Annotated in this window: 25 protein-coding genes and 3 pseudogenes; 19 read left to right on the top strand and 9 right to left on the bottom strand. The window is 71.9% G+C overall.

What is annotated here, in order from left to right:
- Nucleotides 1–31 precede the first annotated feature (31 nt).
- Nucleotides 32–799: an SDR family NAD(P)-dependent oxidoreductase gene (locus tag B056_RS0110550; RefSeq protein WP_018501832.1), complete on the top strand. Its 768-nt coding sequence runs from the start codon at nt 32–34 to the stop codon at nt 797–799.
- 81 nt (nt 800–880) lie between these two features.
- Here the strand turns inward: B056_RS0110550 and B056_RS0110545 are convergent, their stop codons facing one another.
- From B056_RS0110545 to B056_RS0110530, 4 genes are all read right to left on the bottom strand, one after another.
- The gene (locus B056_RS0110545) at nt 881–1,642 is read right to left on the bottom strand and encodes a FadR/GntR family transcriptional regulator (RefSeq protein WP_018501831.1); all 762 of its coding nucleotides are present in this window, start codon (nt 1,640–1,642) and stop codon (nt 881–883) included.
- 398 nt (nt 1,643–2,040) lie between these two features.
- A complete protein-coding gene (locus B056_RS0110540) occupies nt 2,041–2,820 on the bottom strand; it encodes an SDR family NAD(P)-dependent oxidoreductase (protein WP_018501830.1) in 780 nt (259 codons plus the stop codon).
- A 57-nt stretch (nt 2,821–2,877) separates the two neighbouring features.
- On the bottom strand, nt 2,878–4,647 hold the full coding sequence (locus B056_RS0110535; RefSeq protein ID WP_018501829.1) for a hypothetical protein: 1,770 nt from the start codon (nt 4,645–4,647) through the stop codon (nt 2,878–2,880).
- A gap of 187 nt (nt 4,648–4,834) precedes the next feature.
- The gene (locus tag B056_RS0110530) at nt 4,835–6,214 is read right to left on the bottom strand and encodes a hemerythrin domain-containing protein (protein ID WP_018501828.1); all 1,380 of its coding nucleotides are present in this window, start codon (nt 6,212–6,214) and stop codon (nt 4,835–4,837) included.
- 68 nt (nt 6,215–6,282) lie between these two features.
- On the opposite strand from B056_RS0110530, the gene B056_RS0110525 reads away from it, so the two are divergent.
- From B056_RS0110525 to B056_RS0110500, 6 genes are all read left to right on the top strand, one after another.
- Nucleotides 6,283–6,981, top strand: coding sequence for a TetR/AcrR family transcriptional regulator (locus B056_RS0110525; RefSeq protein WP_018501827.1), 699 nt, complete (start codon nt 6,283–6,285; stop codon nt 6,979–6,981).
- A gap of 93 nt (nt 6,982–7,074) precedes the next feature.
- Complete coding sequence (locus B056_RS0110520; protein WP_018501826.1) at nt 7,075–7,884, top strand: S1C family serine protease; 810 nt, start codon at nt 7,075–7,077, stop codon at nt 7,882–7,884.
- Between the two features lie 25 nt (nt 7,885–7,909).
- Nucleotides 7,910–8,941, top strand: coding sequence for an AAA family ATPase (locus B056_RS0110515; protein WP_018501825.1), 1,032 nt, complete (start codon nt 7,910–7,912; stop codon nt 8,939–8,941).
- Nucleotides 8,941–9,828, top strand: coding sequence for a DUF58 domain-containing protein (locus tag B056_RS0110510; protein WP_018501824.1), 888 nt, complete (start codon nt 8,941–8,943; stop codon nt 9,826–9,828). The genes B056_RS0110515 and B056_RS0110510 overlap by 1 nt, the downstream gene beginning before the upstream one ends.
- Nucleotides 9,825–10,838, top strand: coding sequence for a VWA domain-containing protein (locus B056_RS0110505; RefSeq protein ID WP_026239539.1), 1,014 nt, complete (start codon nt 9,825–9,827; stop codon nt 10,836–10,838). The genes B056_RS0110510 and B056_RS0110505 overlap by 4 nt, the downstream gene beginning before the upstream one ends.
- Nucleotides 10,838–11,950: a VWA domain-containing protein gene (locus B056_RS0110500; RefSeq protein WP_018501822.1), complete on the top strand. Its 1,113-nt coding sequence runs from the start codon at nt 10,838–10,840 to the stop codon at nt 11,948–11,950. Before B056_RS0110505 ends, B056_RS0110500 begins: the two co-directional genes overlap by 1 nt.
- A gap of 94 nt (nt 11,951–12,044) precedes the next feature.
- Here B056_RS0110500 and B056_RS45735 read toward each other — a convergent pair.
- Both B056_RS45735 and B056_RS36065 read right to left on the bottom strand, forming a co-directional pair.
- Nucleotides 12,045–12,155 (bottom strand): annotated as a pseudogene (locus B056_RS45735) (hypothetical protein); the annotation flags it as partial.
- Nucleotides 12,156–12,172: 17 nt separating this feature from the next.
- Nucleotides 12,173–12,853, bottom strand: coding sequence for a PAS domain-containing protein (locus B056_RS36065; protein ID WP_018501821.1), 681 nt, complete (start codon nt 12,851–12,853; stop codon nt 12,173–12,175).
- Nucleotides 12,854–13,184: 331 nt separating this feature from the next.
- Here B056_RS36065 and B056_RS0110490 point away from each other — a divergent pair, with 331 nt between their 5' ends.
- The 10 genes from B056_RS0110490 (at nt 13,185) to B056_RS0110445 (ending at nt 23,731) form a co-directional block, all read left to right on the top strand.
- Entirely contained in the window at nt 13,185–14,105 is a 921-nt protein-coding gene (locus B056_RS0110490) for a TIGR03619 family F420-dependent LLM class oxidoreductase (protein ID WP_018501820.1), read from the top strand.
- 44 nt (nt 14,106–14,149) lie between these two features.
- Nucleotides 14,150–14,959 carry an NAD(P)-dependent oxidoreductase gene (locus B056_RS0110485; protein WP_018501819.1) on the top strand — a complete coding sequence of 270 codons (810 nt, stop codon included), beginning with the start codon at nt 14,150–14,152 and terminating at the stop codon, nt 14,957–14,959.
- Nucleotides 14,960–15,069: 110 nt separating this feature from the next.
- Complete coding sequence (locus B056_RS0110480; RefSeq protein WP_018501818.1) at nt 15,070–16,092, top strand: aldo/keto reductase; 1,023 nt, start codon at nt 15,070–15,072, stop codon at nt 16,090–16,092.
- Nucleotides 16,093–16,265: 173 nt separating this feature from the next.
- Nucleotides 16,266–16,889: a TetR/AcrR family transcriptional regulator gene (locus B056_RS0110475; RefSeq protein ID WP_026239538.1), complete on the top strand. Its 624-nt coding sequence runs from the start codon at nt 16,266–16,268 to the stop codon at nt 16,887–16,889.
- Nucleotides 16,890–17,106: 217 nt separating this feature from the next.
- Complete coding sequence (locus B056_RS0110470; protein WP_020572431.1) at nt 17,107–18,324, top strand: acetyl-CoA C-acetyltransferase; 1,218 nt, start codon at nt 17,107–17,109, stop codon at nt 18,322–18,324.
- Nucleotides 18,325–18,392: 68 nt separating this feature from the next.
- Nucleotides 18,393–19,148 (top strand): SDR family oxidoreductase, encoded by a 756-nt coding sequence (locus B056_RS0110465; protein ID WP_018501814.1) that lies wholly within the window; start codon nt 18,393–18,395, stop codon nt 19,146–19,148.
- Nucleotide 19,149: 1 nt separating this feature from the next.
- The gene (locus B056_RS0110460; RefSeq protein ID WP_018501813.1) at nt 19,150–19,938 is read left to right on the top strand and encodes an SDR family oxidoreductase; all 789 of its coding nucleotides are present in this window, start codon (nt 19,150–19,152) and stop codon (nt 19,936–19,938) included.
- Nucleotides 19,928–20,950: a phosphotransferase family protein gene (locus B056_RS0110455; RefSeq protein WP_018501812.1), complete on the top strand. Its 1,023-nt coding sequence runs from the start codon at nt 19,928–19,930 to the stop codon at nt 20,948–20,950. The genes B056_RS0110460 and B056_RS0110455 overlap by 11 nt, the downstream gene beginning before the upstream one ends.
- Nucleotides 20,950–22,185, top strand: a complete 1,236-nt coding sequence (locus B056_RS0110450) for an acyl-CoA dehydrogenase family protein (RefSeq protein WP_018501811.1) — start codon at nt 20,950–20,952, stop codon at nt 22,183–22,185. Before B056_RS0110455 ends, B056_RS0110450 begins: the two co-directional genes overlap by 1 nt.
- A gap of 7 nt (nt 22,186–22,192) precedes the next feature.
- Complete coding sequence (locus tag B056_RS0110445; RefSeq protein WP_018501810.1) at nt 22,193–23,731, top strand: long-chain-fatty-acid--CoA ligase; 1,539 nt, start codon at nt 22,193–22,195, stop codon at nt 23,729–23,731.
- Between the two features lie 18 nt (nt 23,732–23,749).
- Here B056_RS0110445 and B056_RS36060 read toward each other — a convergent pair.
- Nucleotides 23,750–24,138 (bottom strand): annotated as a pseudogene (locus B056_RS36060) (class II aldolase/adducin family protein); the annotation flags it as partial.
- Here B056_RS36060 and B056_RS40545 point away from each other — a divergent pair.
- Nucleotides 24,132–24,272 (top strand): annotated as a pseudogene (locus B056_RS40545) (S-methyl-5-thioribose-1-phosphate isomerase); the annotation flags it as partial. The pseudogenes B056_RS36060 and B056_RS40545 overlap by 7 nt on opposite strands.
- A 30-nt stretch (nt 24,273–24,302) precedes the next feature.
- Here the strand turns inward: B056_RS40545 and B056_RS36055 are convergent.
- Together B056_RS36055 and B056_RS0110430 are read right to left on the bottom strand one after the other, a co-directional pair.
- Nucleotides 24,303–24,818 (bottom strand): cupin domain-containing protein, encoded by a 516-nt coding sequence (locus tag B056_RS36055; RefSeq protein ID WP_018501807.1) that lies wholly within the window; start codon nt 24,816–24,818, stop codon nt 24,303–24,305.
- Between the two features lie 47 nt (nt 24,819–24,865).
- On the bottom strand, nt 24,866–25,417 hold the full coding sequence (locus B056_RS0110430; RefSeq protein WP_035751194.1) for a CGNR zinc finger domain-containing protein: 552 nt from the start codon (nt 25,415–25,417) through the stop codon (nt 24,866–24,868).
- Nucleotides 25,418–25,591: 174 nt separating this feature from the next.
- On the opposite strand from B056_RS0110430, the gene B056_RS46000 reads away from it, so the two are divergent.
- Nucleotides 25,592–25,771 carry a putative leader peptide gene (locus B056_RS46000; RefSeq protein ID WP_407672345.1) on the top strand — a complete coding sequence of 60 codons (180 nt, stop codon included), beginning with the start codon at nt 25,592–25,594 and terminating at the stop codon, nt 25,769–25,771.
- The last annotated feature ends 213 nt before the right edge of the window (nt 25,772–25,984 follow it).

Here is a 25,984-nt window from a genome sequence, read left to right as displayed (position 1 = left end):
GTTTCTCCCGCCCGTCGCCCCGAGGAGCGTCATGAACCTGAAGTCCGTCCCGGCATTCGTCACCGGCGGCTCGTCCGGCCTGGGCCTGGCGACCGCGCGACGGCTGGCCGCCGCGGGAGCGGAGGTCGCGATCGCCGATCTCAACCCGCCGGGAGAGGGCGTCCTCGCCGCGCTCGGTGACCGGGCCGTGTACATCGAGACCGACGTCGCCGACGAGGCCTCGGTGAACCACGCCCTGGACGTGGCCCAGCAGGCGCACGGCACGTTGCGCGCGGTCGTGCACTGTGCCGGCCGTGGCGGAGACCGCGTCCGCATCCTCGACCGGGACGACCGGCCGGGTGCCCTGGACACCTTCGCCGAGGTCGTGCGGGTGAACCTGATCGGCACCTACAACGTGCTGCGCCTGGCGGCCGCGCGGATCGCCGCGGGCGAGATCGTCGACGGCGAGCGTGGCGCCGTCGTGCTGACGGCCTCGGTCGCCGCGTTCGACGGCCAGATCGGGCAGACATCCTACACCGCGTCGAAGGCGGGTGTGCACGGAATCACGCTCGTGGCCGCGCGCGACCTGGCCAGCCGGCAGATCCGCGTCAACACGATCGCGCCCGGCGTCTTCGACACCCCGATGCTGGCCCGGCTGCGCGCGGACATCCGCGAGGCGCTCGAGCGCACCGTGCCTCATCCCAGTCGGCTCGGCTCACCCGAGGACTACGCCCACATGGCGATCAGCCTGCTCGAGAACCCGTATGTGAACGGCGAGACCGTCCGGCTGGACGGGGCCATCCGGATGGCCCCTCGCTGAACCGTCCCGTCCGCCGGCCGCCGGCGAAACCCGCCTGAACGTCCGTCCGAAACGGGTCCGGCGGCCGGCGCGCCGGCCGGGTCAGGAGAACAGCTCGACGACGGACTTGTTCCTGAGGTCGTCCTTGAGCAGGTACTGGGCCGCGGCCTCCATGTGCGAGCGCCAGTGCCGCTCCGCCATGTCGGCGTTCCTGTTCCGGATCAGGCTGATGAACCTCTCGTACGAGCGGATCACCCGCTGGAAGCGCTCCGGCGTGTCGTTCTCGTCGTAGCGCTGGACCCGCGTGCGGATGTGCGTCGCCACGATGTCCTGCAGGACCGCGCCCTGGACCGCCAGGGTCCTGTTGCCCGAGCGCTGCAGGATCAGTTCGTGGAAGCGGTAGGTCAGTGACGACCAGACGTCGGGGTCCGGCACGAACGTCCCGTGCTTGGCGACCTCGGCCTTCAGCGCCTCGACCACCTCGGTCAGATCGGCGATGTCCTGGTCCTCGCGCCGCTGCGCGAGCAGCCGCGCACAGGCGGGCTCGGAGACCATCCGGGCCTGGTAGACGTCGTCGATCGTCGTCCCCTGGATCTGCAGCTGCAGCCCGACGGCTCGGGCGGCGACCGAAAGGTCCGGCGTGGTCACCTGCGCCCCACCGCGGCTCCCCCGGCGGACACTGATGAGCGACTCGGCCTCGAGGATGCGGAACGCCTCGCGCAAGGTCGGCCGCGACACACCGAACTGCTCCATCAACTGGGTCTCGGGCGGCAGGGTCTGCCCGGTCCGCAACTCGCCCCGCACCACCTGACCTCGCAGGTGAGTCGCAATGATCTCGGCGGTCTTCGGGGCGCGCACGATCATGCCGACCTGCGCAGTGGAGCTTCTCGAGCCGCTCACGCACGCTCCAAATCGTCAGCTGGGTATGAATAGAATAGCCGGTGCTCTGATTGATGTCGGATTCGCGGCGTATTGTCCATGTTGCGGATGGTGATGTAGTTAGCTTGTTAAGCTAAGTTAGCGTTAATGGTAGCGTGAGTTGCGCCCGAGCCTCGGATGGGGGGCGCGGTGGCCGCCTCGGAACCGGGCCCCGCGGATCTCCCGCCCCTCGTCGAGCATCCACTGGTGAGGTTTCGGGTGCTGAGGGTCACCGCCTGTGCGCTGTCACCGGCCGGTTCCGTCAGCCCGTCTCACCGCGGCACGCCGGGTGCCCATCGTGGCCGGCTCGCGGGACCCGTCGGACTGCCGCCCTGCCGGCCGGCTCAGTACCCGCTGGCGCTCGGTCGGCCCTGGGCGCCGTCCACGGCGACGGTGGCTCCGTTCACCCAGCTGGCCCGGGGCGAGAGCAGGAAAGTGACCACGTCCGCCACCTCGTCGACGGTGCCCAGCCGGCGGGCGGGGAAGTCTCGCTGGACGAACTCGTCGAACGCGTCCGGGTGCCGCCGGGAGTACAGCTCCCACCCGCCGCCGGGGAAGAGGACGGATCCCGGGCTCACCGCGTTGACGCGGATATTGAGCGGGCCCAGCTCCCGGGCGAAGGCCGAGGCCAGGTAGTTCTCGGCGGCCTTGGCCGCCCCGTACTGCGCCTGCGGCGACGGCTTCGACGCGGAGATCGACGAGACGATGACGACCGCGCCGCCGCCGTTGTCCCGCATGTGTGGGACGGCGGTGCGGATCGCCCGGACGGCGTGCCCGGTGTTGAGCTCGAACGTCCGGGACCAGTCGTCGGGGGTGGAGTCGAGCAGGCTCCCGCCGACGGTGCCGCCGACGTTCGCGACCAGCAGGCCGACGCCGCCGAGGGCCTCGGCGGCGGTATCGACGAAGCGTTCGACCTCGCCCGGTCCGGTCACGTCGGCGACGACGCCGACGACGTCGGAGTCGGCCCGTCCGAGGCCGGCTGTCGCCGCCGCGAGCGTGTCGGGATCGCGTCCGCAGATTCCCACCCGGCAGCCCTCAGCCGACAGGCGGGAGGCGATCGCGTACCCGATGCCGCGCGAGCCTCCGGTGACGAGCGCGACCCTGCCGTTCAGATGAAGATCCACTGGAGTCCGTCCGTCTCACGCTGTCGTCGGGGCATCTTCAGGCCGGACGCGTTCCTCTCACCCGGTCGCGGTCGCCGCCGGGGCGCGGCTGGCGAGCTCGTCGGCGAACGCCTGGATGCAGGCGGCGAGCTGCCCGGCGGAGAGCTGGCCCGGTGGACGTCCGCACTGGTCCGCGGGCGGCTGGGTCCGCTCCGGTGCCGGGGTCGCGGTGCCCCCGCCCGACGGCGGCGTCGGGGTGCCCCGGGCGGCCAGCGCGACCAGTTCGGTCGGGATCCGGTTCGAATAGCTGATGGAGATCCGGTAGACGACCCGGCCGTTGATCTCGACGTAGCCCTGCCACACGTCGTCGTGCAGGGGGAGGAACTCGACGATCTTTCCGCCGGAACTCACCAGCCCGGGGTCGGCGCGGGCGAGGTACTCGACCGCGGCCGCGACCAGTTGGTCGATGTTGACGATACGACGATCGTCGTCGTCGAGGACGAAGACCGACAGCGGGTTGAGCTCACCCGCGTTCACCGTGTCCGCCGGGACCAGCTCGTACGCGACGAACCGCTGGGAGTCGCTCGCGCGGGGCGCCGCCGGGGTCACCCAGTAGAGCCGGCCGTCGTCGACGCTGCGCAGCAGGTAGTCCGCGTGGTTGCCTTCCTGGTTCGTGGAGTCGCCGGGGACGAAGCCGAAGTTCGCCCGGTCCATCAGCCCGCGCCCCCCGGCCCACCGCACCGAGTCGCGCTGCGCCTCCACGAGCGAGTCGGGGTAGACGGGACCGGGCAGCTCACCCGGACGGACGGACCGCCGGTGCTCGAGGATCGCGCCGCCGGACGGCGAGCCGCGGACGATCACAATCCCGCCGGTGGTCATGACCGTCCGGTGCTTGTAATGGATCTGCTCCTGGACCGGCAGGACGATGACCGGCTCGGTGCCGCGGCAGTAGCCCCAGGCGTCGTCGATCTCGAAGAACAGTCGTGGAAAGCGGTCGTTCAGCAGATTCGGCAGGCTGTTGCCCAGTTCGCCGGCGAAAGCCCGGTCGATGCGATGGTCGCCGCTGAAACGGCATTCCGTCGGAGCCTCGGTCCCGCCGGTCCATTCCACCACGCCGTCCAGCGGGGTGGCGCGGCCGGCGCCGTCCCGGATCCCGGACCAGCGGGGCCCGCCGTCGTTCCCGTCACCGCCGTTGAGGTAGGTGAGGGTGTCCTCCATCAGGGAGACGTTCCCCGCGCCCCCCGAGCTCCGGGTCATCACGAAGCGGGCCCCGTCGAGCGAGCCCAGCCGCGGCTCCCAGCCGTCGCTCGGCAGGGTCCCCTCCCGGATGCAGACCGGCACGTCGTCGCCGGCCGGTTCCAGCAGGTCGCAGCGGTCGCCGTCGCCGACCGGGTTCCCGTCGAGGAGAACGGCGACACCGGCCGGCGGCTCGTCGACATCCGGGACGACGATCGTGGTCGCCGCCGAGTAGAAACGGCCCAGGTCCTTGTCGTTGTCCCAGACGGCCCGGACGAACATCACGACGGCGGTGGCGGCGAGGGCGACAGCCAGGACCGCGATGACGGTCGACATCCCGGGCGCGTCCTCCCGGTACACCCCGGTCAGGACCGCGCTGCCCACCGCCCCGATGAGGACGTACAGCCAGCGCTGCCCGGAATCGACCGCGTACCAACTGTCGAGCCAGCTCCACAGGCCGAGATGAAGCGGGCCGATTCCCGCCAGGAAAAGGCTGATGAAGGCCCACCAGACGAACACCGCCAGCGGGATCCACAGCCACCAGGCGGCCAGTGCCGCGACGAGCCGCCAGGCTCCGCCGCCCCTGGTGTAACGGGCGCGGGTGCGGGGCATCAGGCCTCCTACGCGCGGACGTCGCCGGGACCGGGACATCGCCCGATCAGCCAGCCGACGATATCGCCCTCGATGCCACTTCAACAGGAGATCCACGTTCGATCCGTGATTTCCTTCATATTGGGGGCGTTGGCCTCAAACGGTCCGGTCGACCTCCCGCGGCCTCATCCGTTTCGCCTTCGCCGGCTCATTCGCCTCGCCCGCCCTGCCCGCTGATGCGTGCGCCGACCAGATCCTCGCCGAGGCGGCCGTGGCCTCCCGGTTCGCGGGCGGCGTCCGGACCGCGGGTGGGACCCGGCTCACCGGCGACGTCCGACGCGCCGGCGCTGTCGGGCCCGGCGGCGCTGTCGGGCCTGGTGGTGACGACGGGCCCGGTGGTGACGACGGGCCTGGTGGCGCTGTCGGGCCCGGTGGTGACGACGAGCCCGGCCGGGCTGCCCGCGCCCGAGCCGCTGAGGATGTCGTCCCGCAGCCGGGCGAGGGTGCGCGCCATCGCCTTCGGCGTGCTGGTGTCGCGGCCGCTCAGCCGCTCGAACACCATGACGGGCGGCGCGCCGGAGAGCTCGAACGTCTGGCGGAGCCGGGTGCCCGCGGCGGCCGGGGCCAGCTCGAAGCGCCACAGCGTGCTGTCCGGCCTGGTCGCGGTGCGTACGGTGCGGTAGGCGAAGGCCACGCCCGGCTCGGCGGTGACGATCTCGCACTCCCGGCTCCAGCGGGCACCCCGGAAGCGGTTCCAGCCGCGGAAACGGGCACCCGGCAGCGGCTCGGCCGCCCCGTCGAGCCACGCGCAGCGGTAGCACTCCGGGCTGTGGCGAGCCATTCGGACGACGTCCGTGACCGCCTCGTACACCTGCTCCGGGGTGGCTTCGATGACGATCTCGGCCTGTCCTCGCAGGGTGACCGGCCCGGGGCTCGTGACGGTGACGCCGTAGGCGGCGCGGACGCGGCGCCGGTAACCGCGGCGGGTGAGGGCCAGCAGCGCTGGGAGGACCGGCCCGAGCTGGCCGGCGACCTCGGCCATCCGGGCCGGGTCGGCCGCGTCGAGCCACGGCAGCGCGAACCCGAGCCGGATCCTGCTCCCGCGCTGCATCCGCTTCTCCATGGCGACCAGTTCGTCGTCCGGTACCCGCTCGATCAGGATCGGCACGACGACGGACTCCTCGGCGGTCAGGTGCTCGTCCATCAGGGTCAGCAGGGTGGCGCAGGCCGTGGCGAACTCGGCGGCGGCGCCGGGCGCGGTGAGGCGGGCGAGTGCCGTGCGGACCCGTTCCATCGGCGGGTCCAGCAGGTCGTGGTCGCTGCCGAGTCCGTCCAGGAGGTCGAGCCCGTCCACGCGCTCGAAGGGGCCGGCGAACCGCCGCAGCAGCGGCCACAGGTGCATGTCCTCGCCGACGTGGTGATGGTGGATCACGTCGACGACCTCGTCGAGGTGCGCCCGCAGCGCGGCGAGCTGGGCCGGTCCGGCGTGGCGGCGGCCGGCGGCCAGCTCCGTGGCGAAGTCGGCCAGGCGGCGCGTCTCCACGCGGATGGCCTCGTGAATCAGCAGGTAGGCGGTGGCGCTGGCCATCGGAGGTGCTCCCTTCCCTATGATCGATGCAGCGTGACAGTATTGGACCCAGTCATGATGGAGTGAAATTGGTCGGCAGGACGACTCGCGCCTACCACTCGCCGCTGCGGGCCGCCCAGGCCCAGGCCACCCGCGCGGCGATCCTGGACGCCGCGGTCGTGGTCTTCGGCGCGCACGGTTACGCCGGTACCACGATGCGCGCCATCGCGGCGGAGGCCGGCGTCGCGGTCGAGTCGGTCTACGCGCTGGCGGGCAAGGCGCGTCTGCTGGAGCTGGCGTTGGAACGCGCGGTGACCGGGGGAGGGGACGCGGACCGGGCTGATCGTCCCCTCGCCGAGCAGGCCGACTTCCGGGCGGCGCTGGACGCGCCCGACCAGCGTGAGCAACTACGTCTGTTCGGGCTGATGAGCATCGGCCCGGCCCGTCGTGTGGCGGCGATCAGCCGGGCGTTCATGCAGGCCAGCGCGGTCGACGAGGCTCTCGGGAAACGTTGGCGGGAGCAGGAGGAACGCCGCTACGCCGACATGCGGGGGTTCGTCGCCGCGGTGGCGGCCCGGGGGCCGCTGCGGCCCGGGCTGACCGTCGACACCGCCGCCCGCGACGTCTGGTCGACCCTCAACTGGTACACGGTCTGGCTCCTGCTGGAGGAGCACCACCTCGACGACCGCGCGCCTGACGACCGCGCGCCTGACGGTCGCGGGCTCGACGACCACGCCTTCGCCCGCTGGATCGAGCGCACCCTCACGGCGCTGCTGCTGCCCGGCTGACCCAGCCTGCCCGACCGAGGCGTCCCGTCGACGTCATGCTGGTACACAGACAATGTTCAGGTACTGCTCAGGTATGCGGCCTAACGTGCGGTTATGGCGTCTGGGTCCGAGTCCGGAGCGGCCACCGGGCGCGTGTTCGGGCCGCGCGGTACCAAGATCCTGCTGCCGGTCTGCTGTGCCGCCATCGCCGTGCTCGCCGTGGCGGTCGGGGTGCTCGCGGCCCGGCCCGGCGGGAGTCCGGGCGCGCGGGGCGCCGGAACTCCGGCGGTCACGGCGAGCCCCACCCCGACCGGACCCCCCAGCGTCACGGACATCTACCAGCGGGTCGGGCCCTCGGTGGTGGTGGTGCGGACCGGCGGCGGGTCGCTCGGCTCCGGGGTCGTCGCGGCGAACGACGGCACGGTCCTCACCGCCAACCACGTCATCGCGGACGGCGGGCCCATCAGCCTCACCTTCTCCGACGGAACCACCTCCACCGCCACGGTCGCCTCGGCGGACCCGGGCACCGACATCGCGACACTCACCCCCGCGACCCTGCCGCAGCCGGTCGTGCCGGCGACGCTCGGCGGCCGGGTCGAGGTCGGCGGCGAGGTGGTCGCCGTCGGCAACCCGCTCGGCCTGACCTACAGCGTCTCCTCCGGTGTCATCTCCGGCGTCGGCCGCACCGCGACCACGGACACCGGCCGGCTGTCCAACCTGATCCAGTTCGACGCCTCGGTGAACGCCGGCAGCTCCGGGGGCCCGCTGCTCGACGCGGACGGCCTGGTCGTCGGAATCGTCGTCTCCATCGCCGACCCCGGTTCGGACGACGCCTTCGCCGGTATCGGTTTCGCCGTGCCCATCGGCAGCGCCCTCGGTGGTGGCGGTGACGGTACCGGCGGGGGCCGCGGGCCGCAGATCTGACGTCACGAAAGGTATCGACGTAACGATGACACAGGACGCCACTGTCGGCAGCCCGCGTGGGAGGACCGCGACGCCCGCGGCCACCACCGCCGTGGCCAGTCCGCTCGAGCAGGTGCTGTTCGAGGTGAAACGCACGATCGTCGGGCAGGACGTGCTGCTGGAGCGGATGGCGGTCGGTCTGCTCTCCGGCGGCCATCTGCTCGTCGAGGGCGTGCCGGGGCTGGCCAAGACGCTGGCCGTGAAGTCGCTGGCCGTCGCGATCGGGGGGCAGTTCCAGCGCATCCAGTTCACCCCGGACCTGCTGCCCGCCGACCTGGTCGGCACCCGCGTCTACCGCCAGCACACCGGCGAGTTCGAGACGACGCTCGGCCCGGTCTTCGCCAACCTGCTGCTGGCCGACGAGATCAACCGGGCCCCGGCGAAGGTGCAGAGCGCGCTGCTGGAGGTGATGCAGGAGCGGCAGGTGACCATCGGGCGCGAGACCTTCCAGGTTCCCGACCCGTTCCTGGTGATGGCGACCCAGAACCCGATCGAGTCCGAGGGCACCTATCCGCTGCCGGAGGCCCAGGTCGACCGCTTCATGATGAAGGTCGTCGTGCGCTACCCGGCCCCGGTGGAGGAGCATGCCATCGTCGACCGGGCGCTGCGGCCGCCCGCGCCGACCCAGGCGATCCTGACGCCCGAGGACCTGGTGCGGATGCGGGCCGGCGTCCAGGCGGTGTACGTCGACCCGGCTGTCGTCGACTACGCGGTACGGCTCGTCGCGGCCACCCGCTCGCCGGGGACGGTGGGCCTGGGCACGCTCGACCGCTACGTCACCTACGGCGCCAGCCCGCGCGGGTCCATCGCCCTGGTGCTGAGCGCCCGGGCGCTGGCCTTCCTGCGCGGGCGGGAGTACGTCGTCCCGCAGGACCTGTACGAGCTCGCCCCGGACGTGCTGCGCCACCGGGTCGTGCTGTCGTACGAGGCGCTGGCCGACGACGTCGCCCCCGACACCGTCATCGCCGGGGTGCTGCGGGCCGTGCGGATGCCCGAGGTCCCGCTGCGGGAGCGGTGATGGCGAGCGCGTCCGACCGGCTGCTGCTCCAGCTGGAATGGCGGGTGGTGCGCCGTCTCGACGGGCGGATCCTCGGTGCCCACCGCACGACCCACCACGGGTCGGGCCTCGACTTCGCCGGCCTGCGCGGCTACGTCGAGGAGGACGACGCCCGCCGCATCGACTGGAACGCGACCGCCCGGCTGAACGAGCCGCAGGTGCGCCAGTTCACCGAGGACCGCGAGCTGACCCTGTGGCTCGTGCTCGACCGGTCGGCGTCTATGACGGTCGGCGCCCCGGGCCGCGGGAAGCACGACGTGCTGGCCGAGCTGGCGCTGACACTGGCGCGGCTGTTCGGCCGCGCCGGAAACCGGGTCGGCGCGCTGTTCTACGACGGCTCCACGACGCGGATGGTGCCCGCGGGCACCGGCCGCGCCCAGGTGCTGCGCATCGGCCGCGAGCTCGAACGCACCGCCGCGGCACCGCCGAGGGCGGCCACCACCGACGTCGCCACGATGCTGGGGACCGCGGCGCGGCTCGTCCGGCGCCGGTCGCTGGTGATCGTCATCTCCGACTTCATCGGCACCGGTGAGTGGGACCGGCCGCTGCTGCGGCTGGCGCACCGCCATGACGTCGTGGCGCTGCGCGTGGTGGACGCGGCCGACGACGGTCTGCCCGAGGCGGGGCTCGTCCTCGTCGAGGACGCCGAGACCGGTGAGCAGCTGCTCGTCGACTCCAGTGACCCGCTGCTGCGCGCCCGGCTGCGCGACGCGGTGGCGGAACGCGACGCCGACCTGGCCGGGCGCATGCGTCGCGCCGGGGTCCCGCTGCACCGCGTCGACACCGACCGCGACCTGCTCACCTCCCTCGTCTCGGTCGTCGCCAGCACCCGGTGGAGGCGCGGGTGAGTCTCGCCGCCGTCTGGCCGCTCGTTCTCGGCCTGCTCGTCGTGGCGGCCCTCGCCGTCGCCACGACGCGGCTGTCCCGCCGGCGCCGGGCGGCGCTCGCCGCGGCGGGTGTGGCCGCCGGCGCCGGCGGCCGCGCCGGCCGACGCCTGCCGCCGGCCGGGGTCTGGCTCAGCCTCGCGGGGATCGCGGTGCTCGCACTCGCCGCGGCGGGGCCCGCGGCCTCCGTCCCCGTCTCCCGCGCCGCGGGGACGGTGATCGTCGCCATGGACGTCTCGAACAGCATGAACGCGACCGACGTGGCACCCACCCGCCTGGGCGCGGCGAAGCGGGCCGCCCGGGAGTTCGTCGACGGCCTGCCCGCCAGCGTCGACGCCGGTGTGGTCGCCTTCCAGAACGGCGCGCTCACCACCCATCAGCCCAGCGCCGACCACGCGGCCGCCGTCGCGGCGATCGACCGGCTGAGCGTCACCGGCGGCACGTCGCTGGCCGACGCCATCCTCACCTCGCTGTCCGCGATCACCGGCCGGACCGTCCGGCCGGGACCGGACGGCACCGTGCCGGACCTCGGGTACTGGAGCTCGGCGACGATCGTGCTCTTCTCCGACGGCGAGGACAGCGGCAACGTCGAGGGCGGCAGCGGGGGCGGTACCGGTACCGAGGGCGGCGGCGACGCCGTCGAGGCGGCGGCGCAGGCCGCCGCGGCCGCCGGGGTGCACGTCGAGACGGTCGGTGTCGGGACCGCGGCCGGGGCGACCGTCGAGGTGGACGGCTACCGGCTGCACACCGCGCTGGACCAGGACACGCTGACGGCCCTCGCCCAGACGACCGGCGGTTCCTACCATCCCGCCTCGCGGGCCCCCGAGCTCGACGGGGTCGCCTCGGCCATCGACCTGCGGCTGACCACGCACAACGAGGATCTGCCGCTGGCTGGGGCGTTCATCGCGTTCGCGGTGCTGCTGCTGGCGGCCGGCGGAGTCCTCACGATCCTGCGTACGGGAAGGGTCGTCTGATGTCCCTCACCTGGCCCTGGGCACTGGTGACGCTGCTCGCCCTGCCACTGCTGGCCACCGTCGCCTGGTTCACCCGGCGTCGCCGGCGCCGGGCCGCCGTCCGGGTGACGTCGGCCGCGCTGCTGCGCGTCGCGCTGCCCGGCCGGAAGCGCTGGCAGCGGCACGTCCCCGTCGCCCTGCTCGGCCTGGGGCTGGTCACTCTCGGCGTCGGCGCGGCCCGCCCGCGGGCGACCGTGCCGGTCGCGGCCAACTCGACGACGATCCTGCTGGCGCTGGACGTCTCGGGCTCGATGTGTTCCACCGACGTGGCCCCGAACCGCCTCACCGCCGCCGAGGACGCGGCCGCCGACTTCATCCGCGCCCAGCCGGGCGGCTCGCGCATCGGGCTGGTCACCTTCGCCGGCGTCGCCGGCCTGCTCGTTCCGCCGACCGACGACACCGACACGCTGCTGGAGGCGCTGAAGAGCCTCACGACGTCGCGCGGCACCGCCATCGGTCAGGGGATCCTCGCGTCCATCGACGCCATCGCCGACGTCGATCCGTCGGTTCCCCCGACCGGGGTGAATCTCGGTGCCGGAGACGCTGCGGGGGCCTACGCCGCCGACGTCGTCGTCGTGCTCACCGACGGCGCCAACACCCAGGGCGTGGACCCGCAGACGGCGGCGAAGGAGGCCGCCGCGCGCCGCCTGCGGGTCTACACGATCGGCTTCGGTACGACGACGCCGGCGCCGATGGTCTGCGACAGCTCGCAGGTCGGCGATGACGCCTTCCCCTCCGGCCGTGGCTTCGGCGGCTTCGGCGGCTTCGGCGGCTTCGGCGGGGGCGGCCGGTCCGGTGACCGCAGCCCGCTGACCATCGACGAGGACGCGCTGCGCGAGGTCGCGGGCACCACCGGCGGCACGTACTATCGCGCGCAGAACGCGGGCCAGCTCCAGGAGGCCCTGGCGGACCTGCCGCGCACCATCACCGTGACGCACGAGTACAAGGACATCGCCGCCTGGTTCGCCGGCATCGGCGGCCTCCTCGTCGCCGCGGCCGTCGCCCTCTCCCTGTGGTGGAACCGGGTGCGCCGGCCACCGAGCCCGAGGCCCGTCCCCGACATGACGACCTGACGCCGACGCGGACCTGGTTGATCATCGGTTGCTCGGCGCGACGGAGGCGTTCGGCGACCTGACGGAGCAGGTCATCGCCCGCGAGATGGCCCAACGTGTCGTTGACCCGCTTGAATCCGTCGAGATCCACGAAGAGGAAGCCGGCCCGTATCCGGCGCCTCCCGGCCTCGGCGATGGCGCTTTCGAGCTGCGCGAACAGGGCCACCCGGTTCGGCGACCCGGTCAGCGTGTCGTGGAGGGCGGGGCGTCGGACGACTGGCGTAACGCCAGGCGGGCCGGAAGACGACTGACAGTCCACGGCCGTCCCGCGGAGATCATGTCCTCGGGTTCCGCGGTGGCGTCGCCGGCCTCGAGCACGGACGGCGGCCCCGTGCTTCCGGGTGCCACCGTGATGCCGGCGGACGCCGTCACGGCGATCGTCCGCCGTGGTTCCGCTCGCCGGTGGACGACCAGACACCAGGGGATGTCCGCGGTGAAGCGGCCGAGTATCTCGACGCCACGGGCGAACACATCCTGCTGCGAATTCTGCCCGGCGGTGGCGCTGGCCAGCTCGTGCAGAAATCGGAGGCGTCGTGTGCCGAGAACCTGCCGGGTGGTCTCCTGCAGCGCGGCGAACACTCCCACGACGTCGCCGGCCGGGAGCCGTCGGATCGGGCTGTAGGAGAAGGTGAAATAACAGTCCTCCAGGTAACCGTGGCGATCGAGCCGGGACGGCCAGTCCTCCGCCCAGGTCGCGCCGTCGCCGGACATCACCTTTTCGAGCATCGGGACAAGCCGGTCCGCCACCTCGGGAAAGATCTCCCGGAATGGCCGGCCTATACATGCTGGATGCTTGTGGTCGAGCATCGGTGTGACGGCGTCGTTGTGTATCTCGATGAACCTCGGCCCCCGGAAAACCTCCATCCCGCCGCCAAACGGTCGGGGCCGGGCAGCCGGCCGTGCCGTGGTCTGGCGTGGCGTGGCGTGGCGTGGCGTGCGACTCGCGCCGGTGCGGGCCCTGGAGCGCGACGCGGTCGGATGCCCCGCATAGCGGGGCCCGGGTGGGGTCGGCTCCGCCGGCTTGACCGCGCTATGCCGGGACTGGATCGAGAAGTTGGGTCGGGCGTAAGGTCCTACGCTGGGCACTGGTGATCGTGGTTGAAGATCGACGAGACATCCAGGTGGGGTATGGCTCGGACGGCCACGACGCCGATGAACGAACAGCTGTGATGCCCCGGGTCAGTGAGGAGAAGACGTGAAGCTGGGATTCTCGCTGCCGCACATGCTGCGGCTGAAGGCGACCTGTCAGCCCTGGGAGGCAGCGGTGACGGGCGCGGACCAGAGGCGTCTGGCCAAATGGGCCGAGCAGCTCGGCTACGCCATGATAAGTGTGCCCGAACACCACGTGATACCGAAGTCCCATGTCGAGCTCTCGGGGCCGCACTACTTCAGCGCGTACCCGGCGATGGCCTATCTGGCCGGGGCCACGGAAAGGATCCGGGTCAACTCGTGCATCGCGATCCTTCCATTACAGCATCCAGCCGTCACCGCCAAGGCCCTCTCGACCATCGACTGGCTGTCGAGTGGCCGGGTCACCGTCACCTTCGGGGTCGGCTGGTTGGAAGAGGAGTTCGAAACCCTGGGTGTTCCCTTCCACGAGCGCGGGGCGATCAGCGAGGAGTACATCCAGGCCATCATCGAGCTCTGGACCAAGGAGGAACCCGAATTCGAAGGGAAGTACGTCTCCTTCCGGGACGTCGCCTTCGAGCCCAAGCCCGTCCAGAGGCCGCACCCGCCGGTGTGGTTCGGTGGTGACGCTGATCCGGTGCTGCGGCGTACCGCCCGCTACGCCTCGGGCTGGTGGCCGTTCCTCACCCGGCCCGAGGACATCCCGGCGAAGATCGAGTACATCAGGTCGCAGCCCGATTACAGTGGCCGGCTCACCGAGGTGTTCTACGGCTTCGCCACTTCGCGGGTCGGTGACGGCCATGTCGTCAGGCAGGACCCGCGGGCCCGGGCCGGCATGACCAAGCAGGAGATCATCGATCGGCTCGGCTGGTTCAAGGAGCTGGGTGTGACGATGAGCTCGGTGCCGATTCCCAGCGTGAACCACATTGAGGAATACTTCGACTACACCCAGTGGGTAGCCGAGGAAATCGTGCCCGCGATCGCGTAGGGACGCCCCGCGGTGGGTGGGGATCGCAAAGCCTGGAGGGCACTGTGAAGGTGGGATTCATCGGGCTGGGCAGCATGGGCCTGCCGATGGCGCAGCGGATCCGGGCCGGGGGCCACGACCTCACCGTCTGGGCCCGCCGGGCGGCGTCGCTGGAACCGTTCGCGGGCACCGATGTCACCGTCGCGGCGACGCCGGCGGAGATGGGCGGTGGGCTGGACGCGGTCGGCGTCTGCGTGTTCGACGCGGCGGGGGTCGAGGAGGTCATGTTCGGGCCCGCCGGCCTGGTCGAGGGCCTGCGTCCCGGAGCCGTCGTGCTCGTGCACGCCACGGTGGCGCCCGACCAGGTACAGAAGATCGCCGCGCGGGCGGCCGGGCATGGCCTGCGCGTGCTGGACGCACCGGTGAGCGGCGGTGCGCAACGGGCCCTCGACGGCACGTTGACCATCATGGTCGGGGGCGACGCCGAGACCCTCGCCGAGGTCACCGACCTGCTCTCGACGCTCTCCGATCACACTGTGCACCTCGGCGGGGTCGGGGCGGGCTCGAAGGCGAAGCTGATCAACAACACCCTGCTGTCCGCGCAGATCGCGCTCGCCGACGACGCGGTGCGCGCCGGGCGGTCCCTGGGCGTCGACCCCGAGGGCCTCGCGGCGATCCTGATGACGAGCAGCTCGGCGTGCCTCGGCTCGTCGGTCCGGCTGCGGGCCGAGTCCCTGCGGGCCATGGCCGACTCGAGGGTCTACGTGACGCTCCTCAAGGACGTCGCGCTCATGGCGGAGCTGCTCGGCGACGCCCCCGGCAGCGAGCTCGTCGACGTGGCGCAGCGCTTCACCACCGTGATGCGAAACGACTGACCGCGCGCGAGATGCTCAGCCGATGTGCTTCGACGGGAGGAGGGTCGAGAAGGCGGGGGTCCCGCGGCAGGGATTGCGCCAGGTTGCTCTCTGGCACATGCTTAGCGCACATGGACTACCGCGTACTCGGCCGCACCGGCGTGCGGGTCTCCCCGCTCTGCCTGGGTGCGATGATGTTCGGGGCCTGGGGTAACCAGGACCACGACGACTCGATAAAGATCATTCACAGGGCGCTGGACGCCGGCGTCAACTTCGTCGACACGGCGGACGTCTACTCCGACGGCGAGTCCGAGGAGATCGTCGGCAAGGCGCTGGCCGGACGCCGCGACGACGTCGTGCTCGCGACCAAGCTGTTCATGCCGATGGGCCCGGGGCCCAACCGGCGTGGGCTGTCCCGGCGCTGGATCGTCACCGAGGTGGAGAACAGCCTGCGGCGCCTCGGCACCGACTGGATCGACCTCTACCAGGTGCATCGTCCCGACCCGTCGACCGACATCGACGAGACGCTCGGCGCGCTCACCGACCTCGTCCGGGCCGGGAAGATCCGTTACTTCGGCAGCTCGACGTTCCCGGCGCACGAGGTGGTCGAGGCGCAGTGGGTGGCCGAGCGCCGCAACCGCGAGCGGTTCGCCACCGAGCAGCCGCCGTACTCGCTGCTCGTCCGGGGGATCGAGGCCGACCTGCTGCCCGTGGCGCAGAAGTACGGGCTCGGGGTGCTGCCGTGGAGCCCGCTGGCCGGCGGCTTCCTGTCCGGGCGCCACACCCGCGGCGGCGGCGAGGTCACGAGCGCCCGGATGGCCCGGGTGCCGAACCGGTTCGACCTGTCCGTGCCCGCGAACCAGCGCAAGGTCGACGCCGCGATCGCGTTCGCCGACCTGGCCGCCGAGGTGGGCGTCACGCTGATCGAGCTGGCGCTGGCGTTTGTGCTGCGCCACCCGGCGGTGACGTCTGCGATCATCGGTCCGCGCACGATGGAGCACCTGGAGAGCCAGCTCACCGGCGTCGGCGTCACCCTGGACGAGGCGACGCTGGACCGGATCGACGAGATCGTCCCGCCGGGCGTCAACGTCAACCCGGAGGACGCCGGGTGGGTCCCGCCGTCCCTTGCCCGGCCCGCCCTCCGTCGGCGCTGACCCTGGCGTTCGTTCACGTTCGTTCACGTTCGTTCGCGGTGTTCAGGGGCCCGGGGGACGCACCGGGTCCCTGAACGCGCCGGAACGACGCGCTCCGGCGGGTCTCGGGCGACTTCGTCAGGCCCGGCTGGCCGGCATATTCTGACCGTGTCGCCTCGAGGAGGAGCGCTCGGATGGCAGATCAGCCCGTGCGCCGCACCGGGCGCCCGCCGTCCACGGTCGACGGGCGGACGGTGCCCGAGCGGCTGCTCGGTGTCGCGCTCAAGCTGTTCGCCGAGAAGGGCTTCGAAGGGACCTCGGTCCAGGACGTGGTGGCGGCGGCCGGGGTGACCAAGGGCGCGATGTACCACTACTTCGGCTCCAAGGACGACCTGCTCTACGAGATCTACGGGCGGGTGCTGCGCATGCAGACGGACCGGCTGGAGAAGGCCGCCGCCCACGAGGGACCGATCGAGGAACGTCTGCACGCGGCGGCCGCCGACGTGGTGGTCACGACGCTCGAGAACCTCGAGAGCGCCACGATTTTCTTCCGTTCGCTGCACCAGTTGACCGAGGAGAAGCAGAAGGAGGTGCGCCGTGAACGTCGGCGTTACCACCGGACCTTCCGCTCGATGGTAGAAGAGGGCCAGTCCTCCGGTGTCTTCCGCGCCGACATCGACGCGGATCTGATCGTCGACTACTTCTTCGGTTCCGTGCACCACCTTCCCATGTGGTGGAAGCCCCGCGGCCGGCTCTCCGGGCCCGAGATCGGCCGGTCCTTCGCCGACCTCCTGCTGGCCAGTCTGACTTCGCGCTGACCGTGCGCTGACCACGGCCGGCCAGGTTCCACGTCGCCGGTGCCGTATCCGTTGACAGCCCTGATCGCTCCCGGCATCCTAAATACCGACCAGACGGTATGTACTTCGGGTGGCGACGAATCCGTCGACGAACCGGTCGACGAACGCGTCGAGGTCGCGTGGCGGAGCCGGATCGGGCCGAACCGCGCGACGCCTGGTTCGCAGGGAGGGAATCTCGATGCCGGAAGCCGTGATCGTCGCCACCGCCCGCTCGCCGATCGGCCGCGCGGTGAAGGGCTCCCTGAAGGACATGCGCCCGGACGACCTCGCCGTCCAGATGGTGCGGGCGGTGCTGGCCAAGGTGCCCGAGCTCGACCCGGCCGACATCGACGACCTGGTTCTCGGCTGCGGCCAGCCGGCGGGGGAGTCCGGCAACAACCTGGGCCGTGCCGTCGCCGTGCTGGCGGGTATGGACCACCTGCCCGGCACCACGGTGAACCGCTACTGCTCCTCAAGCCTGCAGAGCAGCCGGATGGCGATGCACGCGATCAGGGCGGGGGAGGGCGAGGTGTTCGTCTCCGCCGGGGTCGAGACCGTGAGCCGGTACTTCAAGGGCAACGCCGACGCCCTGCCCGACACCCGGAACCCGGTGTTCGCCGAGGCGCAGGCCCGCACGGAGAAGCTCGCCGGCGGTGGCGGGACCTGGGCGGACCCGCGCGGCGAGGGCTGGCTGCCCGACCTCCACATCGCGATGGGGCAGACCGCTGAGAACGTCGCCCAGCTCAAAGGCGTCACCCGCGCGGACCAGGACGCGTTCGGCGTGCGCAGCCAGAACCTCGCGGAGGAGGCGATCGCGGACGGCTTCTGGGCCCGGGACATCACCCCGGTGACCCTTCCCGACGGCACCCGGGTCACCACTGACGACGGGCCACGGGCCGGCGTCACGCTGGAGGCGGTCGCGGCGCTGAAGCCGGTGTTCCGCCCCGACGGCACGGTCACGGCCGGCAACTGCTGCCCGCTCAACGACGGTGCCGCCGCGGTGGTGATCATGTCCGACGCCAAGGCGGAGCGGCTGGGTGTCACCCCGCTGGCCCGGATCGTCTCGACCGGCGTCACGGCTCTCTCGCCGGAGATCATGGGGCTCGGCCCGGTCGAGGCCTCGCGGCAGGCACTGGCCCGGGCCGGCCTCACCGTCGGCGACATCGACCTGATCGAGATCAACGAGGCCTTCGCCGCCCAGGTGATCGCGTCGGCCCGCGAGCTCGGCCTTGACGAGGACAGGCTGAACGTGAACGGCGGCGCTATCGCGGTCGGCCACCCGTTCGGCATGACCGGGGCCCGGATCACCAGCACGCTGATCAACTCGTTGCGCTACCACGACAAGCAGTTCGGGCTGGAGACCATGTGCGTGGCCGGCGGCCAGGGGATGGCGATGGTCGTCGAGCGGCTGAGCTGAACGGGAGAGCGCTGAGCCGAACGACCGAACGACCGAACGGGCGAACGACCGAACGGGAGGACCGGGCGATGTGCACGAGGTTCCCAGGACAGACCGCGATCGTCACCGGGGCAAGCCGGGGCATCGGCCTGGCCGTCGCCGAGCGGCTGGTCGCCGGCGGCGCGAAGGTCGTCATCACCGCCCGCGGGCAGGAGACGCTCGACGAGGCCGTCGCCCGCCTCGGTGGACCTGAGCACGCACTGGGCGTGGCCGGCCACGCCGACGACGCCGACCACCGGGCCGAGGTGGTCAAGCGGGCGATCGACACCTTCGGAAGCGTCGACCTGCTGGTCAACAACACCGGGATCAACCCCACCTACGGCCCGATGATCGAGGTGGAGCCGTCCGCCGCCCGCAAGATCGTCGAGGTCAACTGCCTCGCCGTGCTGTCCTGGGTGCGGCAGGTGCACCAGGCCTGGATGAAGGACCACGGCGGCGCGGTCGTCAACGTCTCCTCGGTCGCCGGGATGAGGCCCGCGCCCGGGATCGGCCTCTACGGCGCGAGCAAGGCGATGCTCAGCCACATCACCCGGCAGCTCGCCGTCGAGCTCGGCCCCGGCATCCGGGTCAACGCCGTCGCCCCGGCGGTGGTGCGCACGACGTTCGCCACCGCGCTGTACGAGGGCCGGGAGGAGCAGGTCGCCGCGGCCTACCCGCTGAAACGGCTCGGAACGCCCGCGGACGTCGGCGGCGTCGTCGCGTTCCTGCTTTCCGACGACGCCGCGTGGATGACCGGACAGCTGCTCGTCGTGGACGGCGGCGTCACCCTCAGCAGTGGCTTCTGACATGCCTGTCCGTGACCAGGGTGTCGTCGTCACCGGCGCCGGGCACGGCATCGGCCGGGCCCTCGCCACCCGGCTGGCCGCCGAGGGCGCCAGGGTCGTGGTCAACGACCTCGACGCCGACGCGGCCGAGAGCGTCGCCGCCGAGATCGGTGGGCACCCCGTTCCCGGCGACGCCGCCTCCGAGGGCGGGGTCGCGGCGCTGGTCGAGTCCGCTCGCGCGCGGCTCGGCGGGATCGATGTGTGGTTCGCCAACGCCGGTGTCGACCGCGGCCTGGGCCTGGCCGCCGCCGAGGCGGACTGGACGGCCAGCCTGGAGGTCAACGTGCTCGCGCACGTGCGCGCCGCGCGCCTGCTGGTGCCGGACTGGGCGGAGCGGGGCGCCGGCAGGTTCGTGGTCACCGCGTCCGCGGCCGGGCTTCTCACCATGCTCGGCAGTCCGACCTACTCGGTCAGCAAGCACGCCGCGGTGGCCTTCGCCGAATGGCTGTCCGCGACCTACCGGCACCGGGGTGTGGTCGTGCAGGCGATCTGCCCACAGGGGGTGCGGACCCGGATGTTCGACGAGGCCGGCGCGTTCCAGGAGCTCCTCAGCCTGGACGCCGTGCTCACTCCGGAGGACGTGGCCGAGGCGGTGTGGCAGGGCCTGCGGGATGGCCGCTTCCTGATCCTGCCGCATCCGAAGGTGGGCGGGTACCACGCCGCCCGGGCCGCCGACCCGGACCGGTGGCTGGCCGGAATGAACAGGCTTCAGCGACGACTGGAGAACCGAGGGTCCGTTGATGATCCCTGAGAGGCCGCCCGGCCTCGACCTGCCCCGTCTCACCGACTGGTTCACCCGCGCCGTGCCCGCGGTGATGGGGGACCTGTCCGCCCGCCTGGTCACGGGCGGCAAGTCCAATCTCACCTACGAGGTGTCCGACGGGAGGAACACCTGGATCGTCCGCCGCCCCCCGCTGGGTCATGTGCTCGCGACCGCGCACGACATGGCGCGGGAGTTCCGGCTGATGTCGGCACTGCGGGACACCGGGGTGCCGGTGCCGAGGACGTACGCGCTGTGCCGGGACGAGTCCGTGCTGGGCGCGCCGTTCTACGTCATGGAGCGGGTGGCGGGCACGCCGTACCGTCAGGCCGCCGAGCTGGCGGCGCTCGGCCCGCAACGCACCCGGCTGATCTCGCGCGGGCTCGTGGACACCCTCGCCGTGCTGCACGACGTCGACCCGGCAGCGGTCGGGCTGGCCGACTTCGGCCGTGCCGAGGGGTTCCTGGCCCGCCAGGTGGGCCGGTGGAAGAAACAGCTCGACGCGTCCCACAGCCGCGACCTGCCCGCCGCCGACGAGCTGCACGCCCGCCTCGCGGCCGACGTCCCCCCGGACTCGGCGTCGGGCATCGTGCACGGTGACTACCGGCTCGACAACGTCCTCGTCGACGGGTCCGACCGGCTGGCCGCGGTCATCGACTGGGAGATGGCCACCCTGGGAGACACGCTGACCGACCTGGCGCTGCTGGTGCTCTACCAGCGGTTGGGCGCGATGCTCGGCGGCTCCTTCGCCGACGCCTCCTCGGCCCCCGGGTTCCTCGACGAGGCCGGGATCCTCACGCGGTACACCGACCGCAGCGCCCGTGACCTGTCCCGCTTCGGGTTCTACCTCGGACTCGCGTCCTTCAAGCTGGCCGCGATCCTCGAGGGCATCCACTACCGCGGCCTGCACGGTCAGACCGTCGGCCCGGGTTTCGAGCACATCGGCGACGCCATCCACCCCCTGCTCGACGCCGGCCTGAGCGCACTCAAGGAGCGCACCTGATGGACTTCGCCCTCGACGCGAAGACCGAGGAGTTACGCCGCGACCTCCTCGACTTCATGGACACCCAGGTGACCCCGGCCGAGGCGGTGTTCCGCGAACAGCTTGGCCAGCTGCCCGACAGGTGGGCCTGGGACTCCGCGCCGGTGCTCGCCGACCTGCGCGCGCGGGCGCGCCGGCGCGGCCTGTGGAACCTCTTCCTCCCGGGCGAGCACGGCGGCGGGCTCACCAACCTGCAGTACGCCCCGCTCGCCGAGATCACCGGCCGCAGCCCGCGCCTCGCCCCGCCCGCCCTCAACTGCTCCGCCCCCGACACCGGGAACATGGAGGTGCTCTCGCTCTTCGGCACCGCCGAGCAGAAGAAGGAATGGCTGGAGCCGCTTCTCGAGGGCACGATCCGTTCCTCGTTCGCCATGACCGAGCCCGGCGTGGCTTCGTCCGACGCCACCAACATCACCACCTCGATCGCGCGCGACGGCGACGAGTACGTCATCAACGGCCGGAAGTGGTGGATCACCGGCGCGATGAACCCCAACGCCCGGATCCTCATCGTGATGGGCAAGACCGACCCCGGCGCCCACCGGCACCGCCAGCAGTCGATGGTCCTCGTCCCGCGCGACACCCCCGGGGTCGAGATCAGCCGCGGCCTGGAGGTGTTCGGGTACGACGACCACGAGCACGGCGGCCACGCGGAGATCGTGTTCACCGACGTCCGGGTTCCGGCGAGCAACCTGATCGGCGAGGAGGGCCAGGGCTTCGCGATCGCCCAGGCCCGGCTCGGACCCGGCCGGATCCATCACTGCATGCGTTCCCTCGGCACGGCCGAGCGGGCCATCGAGCTCATGTGCGAGCGGGCCGGCGCCCGGGTCGCGTTCGGCAGGCCGCTCGCGGAGCAGGGGGTGGTCCGGGACTGGATCGCGCAGGCCCGGGTCCGGGTCGAACAGCTGCGGCTGCTGGTGCTCAAGACCGCCTGGCTGATGGACACCGTCGGCAACAAGGGCGCCCACACCGAGATCCAGGCGATCAAGATCGCCACGCCCGCCGCCGTCGAGTGGATCCTCGACAAGGCCATCCAGGTGCACGGCGCCGCCGGCCTCAGCCAGGACCTGCCGCTGGCCTACTGCCAGGCGCAGATCCGTACCCTCCGGTTCGCCGACGGCCCCGACGAGGTGCACAAGAACGCCCTGGCGCGCGACGAGCTCCGGCGTCAGGCCGCGGTAAATCCACAAAGAAGGTGAACCAGTCATGTCGTTCAACTTCGTCACGATCCTGCGAGAGTCCGCGACCGCCACCCCGGACAAGCCGCTGGTGCACGCCGGTGACGCCGCACTGACCTACGCCCAGATCGACTCCGCCTCCGGCCGGGTGGCCGCCTCGCTGCGGGCCCTCGGGCTCAGACCCGGTGACAAGGTCGCGGTTCAACTACCCAACCTGCCGCAGTTCCTGATCAGCTACTTCGGCATCCTCAAGGCGGGCCTCACGATGGTTCCGCTCAACCCGCTGCTCATCGGTCCCGAGGTCGCCTACCACCTGAACGACAGCGACGCGAGGATCCTGATCACCTTCGAACGGTTCACCGAGACCGCCCTGGCCGGTGCGCGTGCGGCCGGCGACGTACCGTCCTACGTCGTCAGCGTCTCCGGCGCCCCGCCTCCCGAGGGCACCCGGTCCTTCGCCGAACTCCTCGCGGCCGGGGACACCGGTGACATCCACCCGACCTCGGCCGACGACACCGCGGTGCTGCTGTACACCAGCGGCACCACCGGCCGGCCCAAGGGCGCCGAACTCACCCACTTCCAGCTCTACCTGGGGTGCACCGTCGCCGGGGAGATCTTCGGCATGGGCCCCGACGACACCGGCGTCGCGGTGCTGCCGCTGTTCCACGTGTTCGGGCTGTGCAGCGTGCTCAACGTCTTCGTCCGGTACGGCGCCTCCCTGGTGCTGCTGCCCCGCTTCGAGACCGAGGCGGTGGTGAGCGCGATCGAGAGACACCACTGCACGACCTTCGCCGGTGTCCCCACCATGTACGTCGCGCTGCTCCAGCACGACACCGCCGGCCGCGACCTGACCTCGCTGCGCGGGGTGATCTGCGGGGGCGCGTCGATCCCCGGCGCGGTGATCCGGGCGTTCGAGGAGAAGTTCCCCGGCGCGGTGATCCTCGAGGGCTACGGACTCTCGGAGACGGCCGCCACCGCCACCTTCAACGTCGACGCCGAGCGGCGCAAGGTGCTCTCGATCGGCCGGTCGGTCTGGGGTGTCGAGGCGAAGGTGGTCGGGGACGACGGGGTGGAGCTGTCCCGCGGCCCCGGGCACGTCGGTGAGATCGTGATCCGCGGCCACAGCGTGATGAAGGGCTACTACAAGCGGCCCGCGGACACCGCGCAGGCGATCCGCGACGGCTGGTTCCACACCGGCGACCTCGGCTATCAGGACGACGAGGGCTACTTCTTCGTCGTGGACCGGCTGAAGGACCTGGTGATCCGCGGCGGCTACAACGTCTACCCGCGGGAGGTGGAGGAGGTGCTCTACGAGCACCCGGACGTGGTCGAGGCGGCCGTGCTCGGCCGGCCCGACGACCGGCTCGGCGAGGAGGTCGTCGCGTTCGTCGTCCTGCGGTCGGGCGCGCGGACCCGGCCCGAGCAGCTCACGGCGCACTGTAGGGAGCGGCTCGCCCCCTACAAGTACCCCCGTGACATCCGGGTGCTGCCCGAATTACCCAAAGGCCCGACCGGCAAGATCCTCAAACGGGTCCTCAAACGGGACCTGAGCGCCGCGCGGGCCTGAGGACGGCCCGCGCCCGAGCTACGACCGGCTCTCCAGCGCCCACTCCACGAGCCACTGCACGGCCTCGACGTGCCGGCGGGCGCTCGGCAGGTCGTTGCCCCAGCCGTACAGCCCGTGGTCGGCCACGACCACCGCCGGGAGCAGGTCCGGCCGCCACACCGCCTCGAACCGGTCGCCCAGCACCGCCATGTCCTGGCTGTTGGCGATCACCGGCAGGCGGACGCGATCGTCTTCGGCGCGGCGGCCCAGTGCCTTGAGCATCTCCAGGTCGAAGAACTCCATCCCTCCGGCCACCGGCCGGCGGCGACGACCGGCGCCAGGGCGTGGACGTGGATGACGGCGCCCGCCCCGGTGAGCCGCGCGATCCTGGCATGCAGCGGCGCCTCGGCGGACGGCGCGCGGTGCGGACCGGATCGCCGCGAACGGCGACGTGGCGAACAAGGTCGGGACCGTCGGGGTGGCGCTCGCCTGCGCGTACGCGGGGGTCCCGTTCGTCGTCGCGGCGGCCGCGGAGACGGTCGACGCGGCGGTCGCGACCGGCCGGTAGGTCTTGTCAGCCGGTGGGTCCCCGTCAGTAGGTGTGCCACTCGCGGCGGGCCGGCGACACGGGGGCGGTCGCGACCGGTCCCACCCAGCGCAGATCCGGGAGGTTGACCACGATGGCCTCCTGCGTGGTGCGGGCGATCACGACGACGGCCTCCTCGTCGGGGTCGAGGTTCTCCTCGCGGTGCGGCACCCACGGCGGCACGTAGATGTAGTCGCCGGGGCTGGTGTCGATTCGGACCTCCTCGCCGTCGTCCAGGAACACGAAACCGGGGTGGCCCCGCACGACGTAGATGCCGGTCTCGGAACGGCCGTGGTGGTGGTTGGCCGACAAGGTGGCCGCGGCGACGTGCGTCTGCCCCATCCAGAGATCGACGGATCCGACGGTCGCGCCGGAGAGCGCCTCGACCCGGCGCATGCCCTCGGTCTGGGCGGTGCGCGAGGAGAGGCCGACGGGCGTGACCCGGTGCAGCCTCCCGTGAAAGCCGTCGGGCGCCGGGCCGGGCGCCGGGCCGGCTGTCGGGTCGGGCGGCTTCGTGGGCATTCGACCTCCACCGACTTTGGACTCCGGACTCCGGACTCCGGGAGCGTTCAGGAACGGGCGGCCAACCTGCGCCGGTAGTTGGCCGAGGCGGCCTTCTCGCCGCAGCGGCGCATCGAACACCAGCGCCGTTGGCCGGAGGGGGAGCGGTCGAAGAACAGCGCGGCGCACCCCGAGCAGGCCCGGACACGTTCGAGATCGGCACCGGACAGGAGATTGATCGTGTCGCGGGCGATCACGGAGAAGGTGGCCGCGGTGTCCGGTTCCGCGGCGGCGATCCGGGACCGCCCGGTCGCGCCGAGGAAGAAGACGGGTGTCCGGTGCTGACCGGTGGTGTTGATGAGCCGGATGTCGTCCGCGCCCGGCTGTTGGCCGGCGATCAGCGCGCGGGTCACGGCGTTGACGGCGGCCCGCAGGGCCTGCGCGGCGTCCAGGTCCTGCGCGGTGAGCCCGCCGGCGGGGACGGGCAGACCGGTCAGGTCGAACCAGGCGGCGAGGTCGCCGGGTGTCGAGAGCATCTCGACCAGCTGGTCCGAGCTGTCGCGCATGGTCGCGACGAAATCGAGGCACAGGCTGCCCGCGCTGCGGTCGAACGCGTTCATCGGGTCGACCCGACCCACTGGGACGCACCTCCTGACGTACCGGGGGATGCCGGAGGAGGCACGGCTCGATGCCCGCATGACTCGAAAACCCGCGCGACCTGATGCCCGCGCGGCTCGATGCCTGCTGGAGCTCATGCCCTGATGGAGTGACGACCTCGACGTTAACACGTGAGTATGGGTGGCATGCTGCCGTTATGTGGCGATGTAGTCACTGGTTTATCCCCTGTTGACACCCTCGCTCGGTTCGGTCAGTCTGCGAACATGACCTCGGGCCTGCGTGCGGCGCAGCGGCGCCACGTCGATCTGCGGCGGACGGCGAGCGCGCTCTGTCACGTCAGGCCACCGGCCGTCTGACCGACGCGTCGAGGCCGTCGGCCGGCGGGAGCCGGGCCGGGCCCGCCCGCCCGTTCACGCCCGCCCGAGACGCTCCCTACGGCACACGATAGATCCCCGAGGGCGGCGCCGTGCCGCAATCTTCACTTTCCCGATCGACTTTAAGGGCACGGTTCTCCGGTGCCCCCGCCCGCGTGCTCCCCCTTGTCCCCTTCGTCCGAGCGCCGCCGTCAG

The sequence above is a fragment of the Parafrankia discariae genome (assembly GCF_000373365.1).
Taxonomy (GTDB): Bacteria; Actinomycetota; Actinomycetes; order Frankiales; family Frankiaceae; genus Parafrankia; species Parafrankia discariae.
The sequence above is the reverse complement of the archived record's forward strand: the minus strand, read 5'-3'. Positions and strand labels throughout refer to the sequence as shown.